Annotated in this window: 11 protein-coding genes; 4 read left to right on the plus strand and 7 right to left on the minus strand. The window is 48.2% G+C overall.

The genetic code is table 11. The features are described 5' to 3' along the window. Positions 1 to 159 precede the first annotated feature (159 nt). From EJE48_RS08465 to EJE48_RS08490, 6 genes are all read right to left on the minus strand, one after another. Positions 160 to 2,604 carry an ATP-dependent Clp protease ATP-binding subunit gene (locus EJE48_RS08465; RefSeq protein WP_124984495.1) on the minus strand — a complete coding sequence of 815 codons (2,445 nt, stop codon included), beginning with the start codon at positions 2,602 to 2,604 and terminating at the stop codon, positions 160 to 162. A gap of 157 nt (positions 2,605 to 2,761) precedes the next feature. Beyond that, positions 2,762 to 3,433 (minus strand): RluA family pseudouridine synthase, encoded by a 672-nt coding sequence (locus EJE48_RS08470; protein WP_118582359.1) that lies wholly within the window; start codon positions 3,431 to 3,433, stop codon positions 2,762 to 2,764. Between the two features lie 30 nt (positions 3,434 to 3,463). After that, positions 3,464 to 5,500, minus strand: a complete 2,037-nt coding sequence (locus tag EJE48_RS08475; RefSeq protein WP_124984496.1) for a glycoside hydrolase family 13 protein — start codon at positions 5,498 to 5,500, stop codon at positions 3,464 to 3,466. Positions 5,501 to 5,811: 311 nt separating this feature from the next. Next, on the minus strand, positions 5,812 to 6,345 hold the full coding sequence (locus tag EJE48_RS08480) for a BofC C-terminal domain-containing protein (protein ID WP_118582365.1): 534 nt from the start codon (positions 6,343 to 6,345) through the stop codon (positions 5,812 to 5,814). A gap of 90 nt (positions 6,346 to 6,435) precedes the next feature. Continuing rightward, positions 6,436 to 7,659, minus strand: coding sequence for a 6-phosphofructokinase (locus tag EJE48_RS08485; RefSeq protein WP_118582368.1), 1,224 nt, complete (start codon positions 7,657 to 7,659; stop codon positions 6,436 to 6,438). A 162-nt stretch (positions 7,660 to 7,821) separates the two neighbouring features. Beyond that, a complete protein-coding gene (locus EJE48_RS08490) occupies positions 7,822 to 9,096 on the minus strand; it encodes an NCS2 family permease (RefSeq protein ID WP_124984499.1) in 1,275 nt (424 codons plus the stop codon). A 367-nt stretch (positions 9,097 to 9,463) separates the two neighbouring features. Between EJE48_RS08490 and guaA the strand changes: the two genes are divergently transcribed. Continuing rightward, positions 9,464 to 11,002 (plus strand): glutamine-hydrolyzing GMP synthase, encoded by a 1,539-nt coding sequence (gene guaA, locus EJE48_RS08495; protein WP_124984497.1) that lies wholly within the window; start codon positions 9,464 to 9,466, stop codon positions 11,000 to 11,002. A gap of 292 nt (positions 11,003 to 11,294) precedes the next feature. Here guaA and EJE48_RS08500 read toward each other — a convergent pair whose 3' ends face one another. Beyond that, positions 11,295 to 11,825 (minus strand): helix-turn-helix domain-containing protein, encoded by a 531-nt coding sequence (locus EJE48_RS08500; protein ID WP_009247529.1) that lies wholly within the window; start codon positions 11,823 to 11,825, stop codon positions 11,295 to 11,297. A 448-nt stretch (positions 11,826 to 12,273) separates the two neighbouring features. Here EJE48_RS08500 and EJE48_RS08505 point away from each other — a divergent pair, with 448 nt between their 5' ends. From EJE48_RS08505 to EJE48_RS08515, 3 genes are all read left to right on the plus strand, one after another. Further along, complete coding sequence (locus EJE48_RS08505) at positions 12,274 to 12,462, plus strand: helix-turn-helix domain-containing protein (protein WP_009247528.1); 189 nt, start codon at positions 12,274 to 12,276, stop codon at positions 12,460 to 12,462. Then, positions 12,463 to 13,554: a site-specific integrase gene (locus EJE48_RS08510; protein ID WP_009247527.1), complete on the plus strand. Its 1,092-nt coding sequence runs from the start codon at positions 12,463 to 12,465 to the stop codon at positions 13,552 to 13,554. Continuing rightward, positions 13,544 to 13,855 (plus strand): plasmid mobilization protein (locus EJE48_RS08515; protein ID WP_124984498.1); only part of this gene is annotated, 312 nt, incomplete at its 3' end. The genes EJE48_RS08510 and EJE48_RS08515, both read left to right, overlap by 11 nt.

The following is a 13,855-nucleotide window of genomic DNA, read 5'->3' on the forward strand; positions in this document are numbered from 1 at the left end:
ATTGTGCCTCGCCCGAGAAACCCGAAAAAAAGAGATTCCCGACGTTTGAACCTTTGTTTGTGCTCCACTGTCAGCGGATAAAACTACGGTTATGATTATAACACAAAATAGATTGCAGGTATAGCTAATTTTTTGAAATCTTTTGCATAAAATCCTGTATTATTTCACAACGCGGAAGCTGAATCCATTCGTTTTCAGACCAACGGAAACCTTATCCCCCGCTTTGATATTGCCCAGAAGATATTCCTCCGCGAAGGCATCCTCAATCTTAGACTGGATGGCTCGGCGCAGCGGTCTTGCGCCATACGCCTTATCATAGCCCTCCTCGGCAATTTTTTCGATTGCTTTTTTGGTAAAGGAAACCGTAATATTCATATTTTCCTTTACACGCTTTGCCATCACATCCGTCAGAAGCCGCACAATTCTCGTGATTTCCTCCTTTTCCAGCGGATGGAACACGATAATATCATCAATACGGTTCAGAAATTCGGGCTTGAAGATGTTCTTGATTTCATCCATCACGCCCTTTTTCATCATTTCATAGCTCTGCTCGGGCGTTTCCACGCTCGTAAAGCCCAGACGCTTGGGGGCGGCAATGCTGCGCGCGCCTGCGTTCGAGGTCATGATGATAACCGTATTCTTGAAGTCCACCTTTCTGCCCTGACCGTCCGTAATGTGTCCATCGTCCAAAACCTGCAAAAGAATATTAAACACCTCAGGGGATGCCTTTTCGATTTCATCAAACAGCACAACGGAATAAGGATTGCGGCGCACCTTTTCGCTCAGCTGACCGCCCTCCTCATAGCCGACATAGCCCGGAGGAGAGCCAACCATTCTGGAAACGCTGTGCTTTTCCATATATTCGGACATATCAATCCGCACCATGGCATTTTCGTCCCCGAAAAGCGCTTCCGCCAGTGCCTTGGAAAGCTCCGTCTTGCCGACACCCGTAGGGCCGAGGAACAGGAAGGAGCCGATGGGTCTGTTGGGGTCCTTCAAGCCGACACGCCCACGGCGGACAGCCTTTGCCAGTGCCTTCACTGCTTCATCCTGCCCGATGACTCTTTTATGCAGAACTTCCTCCAGATGGAGCAGACGCTGACTTTCCTCCTCCTGCATGCTCTGCACGGGGATTCCCGTCCAACGGGAAACGATTTCTGCGACATTATCTGCCGTCACCACAATTTCGCCGCTGTCATGCGTGGATTCCCATGCGCGCTTTGCCGCCTTCAGACTGGTACGCAGACCATCCTGCAGCTTTTTGATTTCCGCCGCCTGTTCAAATTCCTCTGTCTTAATGGCAGTCTCCTTTTCCTGCTCCAGCTCTGCAATTCTTGCCTCCAGCTCCTTGATGGAGGTGGGCGCAGTATACGCAGAAAGACGCAGACAGGAGGCTGCTTCGTCAATCAGGTCGATTGCCTTATCCGGCAGGAATCGCTCCGTTACATAGCGTGCGGAAAGCTTAACCGCCGCCGCGATTGCTTCATCCGAAATGCGTACCCTATGGTGCATTTCATAGGGGTCCTTCAGTGCTGTCAGCATTTGCACGGCAACCGCTTCTGTCGGCTCCTCCACGCGCACAGGCTGAAACCGCCGCTCAAAGGCGGCATCCTTTTCAATATGCTTGCGGTATTCCTCAAGAGTGGTTGCGCCAATCAGCTGAATTTCCCCTCTTGCCAGAGCAGGCTTGAGAATATTCGAGGCATCAATCGCGCCCTCTGCCGCACCTGCCCCGATGACGGTATGGATTTCATCAATGAAAAGAATGATATTGCCTGCCGCCTTTACATCCTCCAGTGCCTTTTTCATGCGTTCCTCAAATTCCCCACGATATTTCGAGCCTGCGACCATAGCAGACAAATCCAGAGAAAGAATCCGCTTATGCCGCAGGGTATCGGGCACATTGCCATCACTGATTTTCTGCGCCAGGCCCTCCACAATCGCCGTTTTCCCGACACCGGGGTCACCCATCAGGCAGGGGTTATTCTTCGTTCTGCGGCTCAGAATCCGAATGATACGCTCAATCTCCTGCTCTCTGCCGACAATCGGGTCGAATTTTCCCTGCTTTGCCAGTGCCGTCATATCTCGGCTGAATTTATCCAGTGTTTCCGTCTCGGAAATTTCCTCCTTCGGGCGTTCGTGCATCCCCTGCACACCGGCAGGCTGCGCCTCGCTTTCGCCCAGAAGCAGCATGATATCCTCATACAGTGTTTGAATATCTACGCCCAAATCCTCCAAAAGCGTGATAGCAAGCGTATCCGGTTCACGCAGAAGTGCCAGCAGAATATGCTCTGTCCCGACATAATTTGCCCCCAGACGCACCGCCTCCTGCTTGCTGCGCTCCACCACACGCTTTGCACGCGGTGTCATATCCAAGGGGAGATAAAATTTCTGCTTTTCCCCCTGCATTTCGCAAATACGCTCCATCACCTGATGGTAGGTCACATTCTGCCCCTCCAACGCCTTTGCGGCAACGCTCTGCTGCACCAATGTCAGCCCAAGCAGGATATGCTCTGTGCCGATATATTCATTGCCCAGCTTTGCTGCGGCCTCCTTTGCCCTTTGCAGCACATCAAAGGCCTTTTTTGTATATTTCTCCTGCATCCTATTCACCTTCCTTGGTTTGGTTTGTTAGCCATCAATGATTGTGATTGCTAATTTATTCCGGAAAGAAAAGAACCGATACAGGTTCTTCTCCGTAGGTTTCTTCTGATATTCCCATATTATATACCAACTTACTGGAAATTGCAAAGGATACTTCTTACAATTCCGTTAATTCTTCCGAAAAAAGTGAAAACGGCTCCCCTTCGGGCTTGGCGGTAAAGGAAAACGGCTGTTTCGTATCGGGATGGATGCCCTCTAAGCGGTAAGACCAGAGCGCAATCTCCGTTTTGCCGCGCTTCGGAACACCTTTGTTATATTTTTTATCCCCCCAGATGGGTACGCCTGCATGCGCCGTCTGCACGCGAATCTGGTGATGCCTGCCTGTTTCCAGCTCGATTTCCGCCAAGGTCAGCACGCCCTGCTCCGTTTCTTCCTCCGCAAGCCGCCGATACCGCAGAGCGGCACGCTTTGCGCCCTTTCTCTCCTTGGAAACCACTTCGGAAAGGTTCGTGCGTGCGTTTTTCAGAAGATAATCCTCTAATCCTCCTTCCGCCGCAGGCAATCTGCCGCAAAGCACCGTCAGATAGGCTTTTTTCAGCCGATGCTCCTGTATTTCCTTCGCAAGAAAGGCTTCTGCCCTTTTCTCCTTCGCAAACAGCATTACGCCGCCGACAGGTCTGTCTAAGCGATGCAGAAGTCCAAGCGGCTGTCCGGTATATTCCTCCAAGGCGGAAAGCAGATCCAAATCTCCTGTTTTATCCGCCTGCGCAGGCATCCCCTGCGGCTTCACTGCCGCAAGCATGACTGCATCCTCATATAAAATCTTCATTCTTTTTCTTCCTTATATAATTAAAATATATTAAATTTCTCTTAATGCCATTGCGCTTTTCGGCGGCAGGGGCAGCAGCACATTCCCGTTTCGGACGGGATAGGAAAAGCCGAACTCCGTAAAGCCGTCCCGATTCGTCATGAGACAATTTTGCAGCGTGCCTTCTGCCTGCACACCCATCTGCCAGACAGGGATGGACACCGTCCGGATTTCCTCTGTATTATTCAGCGCAACCAGAATTTTTTCTTTTTCATCGAACCGCCCGTAGGCAAGCACGCCATAAGCCCCATAAAGCTGCTTCAGCGAGCCATGGCGCAGAACGGGATACTCTTTCCGCAGGGAAATTGCTGCCTTATGGAAGGCAATCAGCTCCATATCCTCCCTGCCCCAAGGATAGGTGCGGCGGTTATCGGGGTCTGTCCAGCCTGTTACGCCTGCTTCGTCCCCGTAATATACGGTCGGCGCACCGCTCCATGTCATTTGCAGCAAAACAGCTTCGCGCAGCACCGCTTTTTCCACATTTGCATCCGCCGCGGCACTGCCCTCTGTTTCCACTCTGCCGATTTGGCGATTGGTGCGCGTGAGAAAGCGGGAATGGTCATGATTGGAAAGCTGATTCATGGCAACAGAAATCGCCTGTGACGGCAGCCTCCCCATCTGATAGCTCATGGTTCCCCAGAACACATCCGCATTATTATACATATCCTCGCGCTTTTCGGTGCTATGCTTGGAAACCCCCGTCAGAAACCATGTGACAGGCTCCATGAAGGCATCGTAATTCATAATGGAATCCCATTGATTGCCCGTCAGCCAAGGGGCGGCATCGCCGTAATGCTCCGCCAGAATCAGCTTATCGGGAGAAACGCTCTTGACTGCGGTGCGGAACATCCGCCAGAAGGCATGGTTGAATTCCTCTGTTTTTCCTAAATCCGCGGCAACATCCAGCCGCCAGCCATCCGCATCGAACGGCGGCGAAACCCAACGCCTTGCAATCGCAAGAAGCTCCTCTCGGAGCGCCGCACAGCCCTCCACATTCAGCTTCGGGTGGTTTTCATAGCCCCACCAGCCCTCGTAGGTACCATCCGCGTTCCAGTAAAAATAATCATGATAGGGGCTATCCGCATGCCGATATGCGCCGCGCAGCTTGCCCCTGTAAAGTCCCTCTCTGTCGAGCCATTTATGAAAAGCTCCGCAATGGTTAAAAACGCCGTCCAGAATGACGCGCATCCCTCTTGCGTGCGCCTGCTGTATCAGCTCTGCGAAAAGTGCATCCGAGGCGGCAAGGTTTTCGTCCGCTGTTGTGCGAGCGGCATAAAGCGATGCGGTTTCATTCGTTTTGGCATCTGCCGCCAGAACAGAACCGCTTTCTCTGACGATTTTCCCGAAATGGGGGTCGATATGCCAATAATCCTGCGTATCGTATTTATGATTGCTTGGCGAAACAAAAAGCGGATTGAAATAAAGTACCTCTACGCCCAGCTCCGCCAGATAGTCCAGTTTATTGAGCACGCCCTGCAAATCTCCGCCATAAAAACGGTTGATATCGCTTGCAGCAGGCAGGCTGCTCCAATCCGTGACCTGCTCGGTTTTCTGCTTCAGATAAATATATTCATTCGTTTTCACATCATTGGAGACATCCCCATTGGCAAAGCGGTCGGGGTAAATCTGATACATCACCGCGCCCTTCGCCCAATCGGGCGTTCGGTAATCGCGGAAAATCTGAAATTCCCCCTCGTGCTTATATTCCGAAAAAAAGCCGTATTTTGTATAATAGCCTACTGCTTCGCCGCATTGCAGGCGGAAATAATAGGTCATTTCCTCCGCAGTCGGGGGCAGGGTTGCCTGAAAATAAGAAAAAGCCCCCTGCGTTTTGGTCTCCTCCATGAGATATTCCCGTTCATTCGTGCAGAGGAAAACAGCAGAAACCGTCCCTCTCCCGACACGAATACGCACATTGACCCAATCCTCCGCGGTCGGCTCCGCAGGAGAGCGGAACTGCCTTGTTTCATCGCTATAGACTGCCTGTATGCGAAATTCCTCCGCAGACAGACCGAAATTATCATCCATCGGCTTTCACCACCTTCCTTTGCACATCATCGGGTTTTATTATAAGGGGAAAGGACGGAAGGTGTCAATTTTTCCGAAAAATTCCCCCGCAAGCAAAAAAAGAGCGACCGCACAGTGCTTCAATGCAGTCATCTGCGGTCGCTCCCTCTTTTCTAAAAAAGAGAAGGTATGATGGGTGAAAAATATTGGGGAGTTTTCACAAATCCAGTATAGCATGTGGGGCAATTTTTGTCCAGAAAGGAAAGCCGCTTTGGAAATAAGATAAATTTATAGTTTTCTTTTTACAATAAAATCTTCTTATTAGAAATTCCTTATGACATAAAATCCGCAAGCACCTTCGCCAGATTTTCCTCCCCGATGACGCGCATCCCCTCCTGAAGCTGTCTGGCTTCGCCATCCGGCAAGGCGGAAAGCGGCAGCTCTGTCCGCTCCTTCAGGCGCAGCTGCTTTTTCCCATCCTCATAGAAAACCGCAAGAAAGCCGTCATCCTCGCCCAGAACATAAACCTCATCACTCATCCCCTCGATGCTGCACCGCAGAACCACCTGCTCCGATGAGAAAAAGACCACCTGCCAGCCTGTGTAAATGCTCTTTAGCTGTTCCAAATCCAAGCCCTGCAGAAATTCCGGTGCCGGCTCGATGTGCTTTTTCATCACCCTATCCTGCGTATAAAAATATTGATAAACGATTTTCGTTCCGGCATGAATCCGCTTTTTTTCTTCCAAAACGGCATGTGCCTGCGTTTCTGCCGGATGCTGCTCCCCTCTCCAAAGGGCTGCGTAATACCCTGCCAGCAGGCAAACCAGAAAGCTGAGCAGAGCTGCAATGACTGCTGTTTTTCGCATTGTATCACCTCTTTGGAGGGAGTATGGACACAAATATTGCAATTTATACCACAATAAAAAAAGCCATGCGCGAACATGGCTTGCATATCCTTAATACAGATGCAGATGTACGGGAACGCCGTTTTTATAGGTACAGGGCAATTCGCCTTGAATGAGGGGCAGAAGATATGTAAGCATTTCCTCTGTCACATCGTTGCCCGCCTCGTTAATCCATGTATCGGGAACGGTTTTCACATGGTTTGCAATCTGCCCGATATCCACGAAATCAATGCCGAAGCGGTAAGGCTGCTCAGAGGTACGACGGATGCACGCCATTTTGCCCGTGCCGCCGCTGATGGCATAATCTGCCGCCGCCGCGCCAATCAATCTGGATTCATAAATATCGGATGCGGATGCCACATGAGACGCACAACGCTGCATCACATTCAGCTCAATGCTTCTGACCTTGCAGCCGATTTCAAAACGAAGGATTTCCTCCAGATAGCGCGCCGCACCTGCCAGAATTTTATGCCCGAATGCGTCCGCCGCTCTGTTCTGCAGGGAATCGGTCACATAATCGCCCTCCTCGTTGCGCAGACCTTCGCTGACCGCAATGACGATAGAGTGCTTTTGTGCCATTTTTTCACGCACATCCTCCAGAAAACGGTCTACAAGGAAGGGTCTTTCGCAAAGATAAATCAAATCGGGCGCAGAATCTCCGTTCAATCTGCCAAGCGCAGAGGAAGCCGTCAGCCAGCCTGCATCCCTGCCCATGATTTCCACAATCGTGATGGAGGGCTGCGCGTATACGTTACAGTCGCAGGCAATTTCGGACATCGTTGCCGCAACATATTTCGCCGCAGAGCCAAAGCCGGGGCAATGGTCTGTTTCCATCAGGTCATTATCAATCGTTTTCGGTGCGCCGATGATTTTGACATCATCAACATGCATGCGTTCGCAGAAGCCTGCCAGCTTATGCACGGTGTCCATAGAATCATTCCCACCGATATAAACGAAATAACCGATATCATATTTACGGAAAATGCCCAGAATCTTATCATATTCAAAGGTGCTTTCCTCCCAATCGGACAGCTTCATGCGGCAGGAGCCAAGCGCAGAGGATGGTGTCTGGCAGAGCAGCTGCAGGGTTTCGGGGTCTGCCAGTGCCTCTGTCAGGTCAATCAGCTTATCCGTCAGGATACCCATAATACCGTTTTTCGCACCATAAATTTTACCAACATTCTGATTGGTCATTGCTTTTTCCACAACGCCTGCCAAGGTCGCATTGATGGCAACAGAAGGTCCGCCGGATTGGGCAACCAGAAGATTTTTCATAGTAACCAGCCTTTCCTGTCCCTGAAAAAGGACATCTCAAATTCATTTCCTAGCAATTTTTTAGCAATTTTTTAACGGGTAAACCAAAAAAAGAAAACCATGCCCGAAAAAAAATACTTTTCAGGACATGGTTATTATAACACGTTTTTATGAAATTGCAAATCAGCCAAGAATCAGCTTTAAGAAGAACAGAATTGCAATGATGACGATAACGGGATTCAGCTCGTTCTTTTTGCCGCCGAACAGCTTCAGCAGTACATAGGAAATTACGCCGAATACCAGACCCTCGGAGATGCTGTAGCATACAACCATCATCAGGATTGTCATGAATGCAGGGAAGCCCTCTGTGTAATCAGAGAAATCAATATCCCTTACGTTTTCAACCATCATCAGACCAACAACGACCAATGCGGGTGTGGTAGCAAAGGAAGGGATGGTTGTCAGGATGGGAGAGAACAGCAGTGCAACCAAGAACAAAATACCTGCTGTAAATGCTGTCAGACCGGAGCGACCGCCATCGGAAACGCCGGATGCAGATTCAACGAAGGTGGTTACTGTGGAGGTACCCAAAACAGCACCGATGGTTGTTGCCAATGCGTCCGCAAACAATGCGCCTTTAATCTTGGGCAGCTTGCCCTCCTTATCCAAGAAGCCTGCCTTTGTGGATACGCCAATCAGTGTACCCAGTGTGTCGAACAGGTCAACAAACAGGAATGCAAACACAACAACGATAAAATCGAAGATAGAAATACCGGAGAAGCTCAGCTTGCCGGCAATGGGTGCGATGCTGGGGGGTGCGGAAATCAGACCTGTGGGAATCAGGGAATATACGCCTGCTTCCACATCAACCACATAAACCCCTGCAAGCTGGCAGATGATACCCAGAATCCATGTAATCAGGATACCAACCAGAAGTGCGCCCTTTACCTTTCTGATCACCAGCACCAGTGTGATGATGGTACCAATCAGAGCAAGCGCAACGGGAACGGTTTTCACATCGCCAAGGCTGACACAGGTAGAAGGATTGTTGATGACAACACCGGCATTCTGCAAGCCGATGAATGCGATAAACATACCGATACCAACGCTTACTGCTTTTTTCATGTTTGCAGGAATGGCATTAAAGATTGCCTCACGCACATTGACTGCGGATAAAATAATAAAAATGATACCTTCCACAAATACTGCCGCCAATGCAACGTGCCAGCTATACCCCTTCTGCGCGCAAATGGTAAAAGCAAAATACGCATTCAGCCCCATACCGGGTGCCAGAACAAAGGGATAGTTCGCAAAAAATGCCATAAAGAATGTACCTAAGGCAGAAGCGATACAGGTTGCTGTCAGAAGCGCACCGGCATCCATGCCTGTTGTAGAGAGGATGCTGGGATTAACCACGAGGATGTACGCCATCGTCATGAAGGTGGTCAAGCCTGCCATCAGCTCTGTTTTGAAGGTTGTTTTATTTTCCTTCAACTTGAAACACTTTTCAATAAAATCCAAAAGAAACCCTCCTTTTATAATGATAAAATACCAACTCCCACATTATATCTGGTTTTTCTTGAACTTTCAACTCCTTTTCCCTTGTGTTTCCACAAAAAACTTTTATCCGTCCCATAAAATATTCTTATCTGTTTTTCGGAAAAATACACTGATAGTGTGCTGCTTTCTCTTGTCAATCTTTTTTTGCTATGGTAAGATAGAAAAAAGAAACGATAGTAAGCAGACCGTCGGCACTGCCGGCGGTTTTCTCATTCTTTTTCTATCATGAAAAAAATAAAACTTTTCATAAAAACGGAGGGATATAATGAATCAAGAAATGATCCTCATTCTGGACTTCGGCGGTCAGTATAATCAGCTGATTGCCCGCCGTGTCAGAGAACATCATGTATACTGCGAAATCATGCCCTGGAAAAAATCCTTGGAGGAAATCAAGGCGAAAAACCCCAAGGGCATCATCTTCACAGGCGGCCCCAACAGCGTTTACGATGACGCTTCTCCTAAGGTTGATTCTGCCCTGTTTGCGCTGGGCGTGCCCATTCTGGGTATCTGCTACGGCTGTCAGCTGATGGCGTACACACTGGGCGGCAAGGTTGGACATGCTGCCGAGCTGAGTGAATACGGCAAGGCTGAGGTTGCCTTCGATACCACAAGCAAGCTGCTAAAGGGCATCGGCGCAAATGAAATTTGCTGGATGAGCCACACGGATTATGTGACAGAGCTGCCCGAAGGCTTCCGCATCATCGGGAAAACCCCTACCTGCCCCGCGGCTGCCATCGAATGTGAAGCAAAGGGCTTCTATGGCGTGCAGTTCCACCCTGAGGTAAACCATACACCCAAAGGCTCTGCATTGATTAAAAACTTCCTGTTTGAGGTCTGCGGCTGCAAGGGCGATTGGACAATGACAAACTACATCGAAGACCAGATTAAAAAAATCCGCGAGCAGGTTGGCGACGGCAAGGCTTTGTGCGCCCTCTCCGGCGGCGTAGATTCCTCCGTTGTTGCGGCTCTGGTTTCCAAGGCTATCGGTAAGCAGCTGACCTGCGTTTTCGTTGACCATGGTCTGATGCGTAAAAACGAAGGCGACGAGGTAGAGCAGATTTTTGACGGCTATTTCGATTCTCATTTCGTAAGAGCAAATGCACAGGAGCGCTTCCTTTCCAAGCTGAAGGGCGTAACCGACCCCGAACAGAAGCGTAAAATCATCGGCGCGGAATTTATCCGTGTATTTGAAGATGAAGCAAGAAAAATCGGCAAGGTAGATTATCTGGTGCAGGGAACAATTTATCCCGATATCATCGAAAGCGGTCTGGGAGATTCCGCAGTCATCAAATCCCATCATAACGTAGGCGGTCTGCCCTCCGTTGTTGATTTTGAGGAGCTGATTGAGCCCCTGCGCCTGCTGTTTAAGGATGAGGTGCGTCAGATGGGTCTGGAACTCGGTCTGCCGGAATATCTGGTATATCGCCAGCCCTTCCCCGGTCCCGGTCTGGGTGTGCGCGTGATTGGCGAGGTAACAGAGGATAAGGTTGCGATTTTGCAGGATGCGGATGCGATTTTCAGAGAGGAAATTGCAAAGGCAGGTCTGGATAGAGATATTAACCAGTATTTCGCGGTTATCACAGATGTGCGCTCCGTTGGCGTTATGGGCGACTTCCGTACCTATGATTATACCATTGCCCTGCGCGGCGTAACCACAACCGACTTCATGACTGCCGATTGGGCAAGAATCCCCTATGAGGTACTGGATAAGGTTTCTACCCGTATCGTAAATGAGGTAAAGCATGTCAATCGTATCGTGTATGATATCACCTCTAAGCCACCCGCAACGATTGAGTTTGAATAAATCGAGTTGCTTAAAAAAGCCAGTGTTTATGCGGGTTTCAGCGATTTCGATTAGTCTTTTGATAACAAATTGATAACAGTCATAGCAAGTGCCATTATTCTTGTTATCCAGTGGTTTATGGGTAACGGAACAATTAACAGGTGGCTTGCAGACTAAAGTTCGGAGCTTGGCTCTGAACAAATTCCATATTATAAACTAAGCCCTTAGCTGTGGTTAATAACCATAGTTAAGGGCTTTTTTGTCGTTGCCAAAGCATCTGTAGGGAGCTGCCAGTGGCAGGTCCTGTAGGTGCTTATTTATCTTTCAAGTGGTCTTTGAATGCTTCCACGAGAGCGTCACTTAATTCCTGTGATGGAACTTTTGCCCAACGCTGTGTGGTGTCGAACTCTGGATAATGGTAACGCCAGTTATCGTATTCTTCTCTGTTGATTTCTTCGGAAGATAGCTTGTCTGCCTGTTCTTTCCAAGCATACAGCATTTTGAGGAGTTCATATGCTTCTCTGCCTTTGTCCTTGTTGACCTTTAAGCATACCTCTCCGTCTGCTTCACTGACAGTAAGACCGTAAATATCTTCAAGGGTAAACAGAGTGTGCATAAGACCGATATAGCTGTCTATGTCAGGAACATCAAGAGCCTGTGGAGAAACATCAAGCACCTGTGCCAATGCATTTGTAAGGTCTGCTTTCGGTTTGCGTGTACCAGTTTCGTACTGTGCCAAACGCACATCAGCACTCTTTTCTGGAAAACCGATTGCTGTACCGAGATACTTTTGTGTCATACCACGCATTAGTCTGAAAAAATGTATTCTTTCGCTGATAGCCATAATGATACGCTCCTTTTATATTTAGTGAAATAAGTATAGCAGAAATGTTTAGTGGAAGTCAAGAAAAACCGAAACAAAAATGTTTAATATTTTCTTTGCAACCACTTGACAATAGCAAATATGTTTAGTAAAATAAATTACGAATTAAACAAATATGCTTAATGCGACAACTGAATGACCGTCCGAAAAGCCAAACCGCCAAGACCTCGTCGGAGCAAGTTCCGTATCGTTCGCTTGTGTGCAAGCACAAAAGCTCATTCGCTGCACTGCTCCTCCTCTTCCCCAAAAGTCTCCGACTTTTCGGGAACCCCTATACGAGCGAGCGCCTGATGTACTGCGGTGCATTGGGACAGCACAGCGCCTGCCGACAAGCAGGAGTGCCTGTTGGAACTTTAACACGGAGAAAGCGGCAAGCAAAAAATTATTTTAAGAAAGGAAGAAAAAGGATATGGAAAACAGATTTATCCGAGCCGAAGATGTGGCTCAGGAACTAAACGTATCAAAACCTTATGCATATAAACTCATCAGACAATTAAATGAGGAATTGAAAGCAAAGGGCTTTATTACGATTGCAGGGCGTGTAAATCGCCAGTATTTTTACGAAAGGCTCTACGGAGCAGGAAAGGGGGAAATGTAAATGCCGGTATTTAAGAATGAAGATAACGGTACTTGGTATGTGATGGCAAGGTATGTGAACTGGAAAGGGGAACGCAAGCAGAAATGCAAGCGTGGCTTTGCTACCAAACGAGAAGCACAGGAATGGGAAAGAATGTTCAAATTGCAGACTTCTTCAGACCTTGATATGAGTTTTGAAGCCTTTACGGAGCTTTATATCAATGATGTGAAGAACCGTTTGAAGGAAAACACGTGGCTTACCAAAGAGCATATCATACGCACAAAGATACTTCCGTATTTCGGGAAACTGAAAATCAGCGAGATTTCCACAAAGGAGATTATTACTTGGCAGAATGAAATGCTTGCCTATCGTGATGAGAAGAAAAAGCCTTATTCACAGACGTATCTGAAAACGCTGCACAATCAGTTGTCCGCCATTTTCAATCACGCTGTCCGCTACTATGAACTGCGTTCCAATCCTGCGGCAAAGGTGGGAAATATGGGACGTGAGGAACACAAGGAAATGCTGTTCTGGACAAAGGAAGAATACAAGAAATTCTCTTTTGAGATGATGGACAAGCCTGTTTCCTTTTATGCGTTTGAAATGCTTTACTGGTGCGGTATCCGAGAGGGCGAGCTGTTAGCTTTGACTCCGGCAGATTTCAACTTTGATAAGGAAACAGTCACAATCAATAAATCCTATCAGCGTTTGAAAGGGCAGGATGTGATTACTTCTCCGAAAACGAAAAAGAGCAACCGCACGATTAAAATGCCGAAGTTTCTGTGTGAGGAAATGAAAGAATATCTCGGTATGCTTTACGGATTGAAGAAGAAAGACCGTATCTTTACGGTGACGAAAAGCTATCTTCATCACGAGATGGACAGAGGGGCAAAGGCGGCAGGCGTGAAGCGTATCCGCATTCACGATCTCCGTCACAGCCACATTTCACTCTTGATTGATATGGGCTTTTCTGCGGTGGCGATTGCTGACCGAGTTGGTCACGAAAGTATTGATATTACTTATCAGTACGCACACCTCTTTCCGTCAAAGCAGATTGAGATGGCAGAAAAATTAGATGATTTAGGGAAAGGAGATTTTGAAAATGTCAGCTAAGAACAGAGATAACAAAAATCGTTGGAGGAATATCACAGTAGGGTTTCGAGTATCGCCCGAAGAAAACGAACTCATTAACAGAGCTGTAGCTCTATCAGGATTGCCAAAACAGGAGTATTGTTACCGCCGTTGCTTAAATCAGGATGTGGTGGTACAGGGCAATCCGAGAGTGTATAAGGCGTTGAAAACGGAATTTGCCACAGTCCTTGCGGAACTGAAAAGGATTGAAGCAGGAAAAGGTGTGGATGATGAACTGCTGAGTGTAATAGAACTGATTTCCATTATTCTCGGCGGTTTGAAA

It is taken from the genome of Anaerotignum faecicola (assembly GCF_003865035.1).
Lineage (GTDB): Bacteria > Bacillota > Clostridia > Lachnospirales > Anaerotignaceae > Anaerotignum_A > Anaerotignum_A faecicola.

Excerpts from the sequence above, each read along its gene's own strand:
- EJE48_RS08465 (WP_124984495.1), bottom strand. The coding sequence starts at position 2,604 with ATGCAGGAGAAATATACAAAAAAGGCCTTTGATGTGCTGCAAAGGGCA.
- EJE48_RS08470 (WP_118582359.1), bottom strand. The coding sequence starts at position 3,433 with ATGAAGATTTTATATGAGGATGCAGTCATGCTTGCGGCAGTGAAGCCG.
- EJE48_RS08475 (WP_124984496.1), bottom strand. The coding sequence starts at position 5,500 with ATGGATGATAATTTCGGTCTGTCTGCGGAGGAATTTCGCATACAGGCA.
- EJE48_RS08480 (WP_118582365.1), bottom strand. The coding sequence starts at position 6,345 with ATGCGAAAAACAGCAGTCATTGCAGCTCTGCTCAGCTTTCTGGTTTGC.
- EJE48_RS08485 (WP_118582368.1), bottom strand. The coding sequence starts at position 7,659 with ATGAAAAATCTTCTGGTTGCCCAATCCGGCGGACCTTCTGTTGCCATC.
- EJE48_RS08490 (WP_124984499.1), bottom strand. The coding sequence starts at position 9,096 with ATGGCAGGCTTGACCACCTTCATGACGATGGCGTACATCCTCGTGGTT.
- guaA (WP_124984497.1), top strand. The coding sequence starts at position 9,464 with ATGAATCAAGAAATGATCCTCATTCTGGACTTCGGCGGTCAGTATAAT.
- EJE48_RS08500 (WP_009247529.1), bottom strand. The coding sequence starts at position 11,825 with ATGGCTATCAGCGAAAGAATACATTTTTTCAGACTAATGCGTGGTATG.
- EJE48_RS08505 (WP_009247528.1), top strand. The coding sequence starts at position 12,274 with ATGGAAAACAGATTTATCCGAGCCGAAGATGTGGCTCAGGAACTAAAC.
- EJE48_RS08510 (WP_009247527.1), top strand. The coding sequence starts at position 12,463 with ATGCCGGTATTTAAGAATGAAGATAACGGTACTTGGTATGTGATGGCA.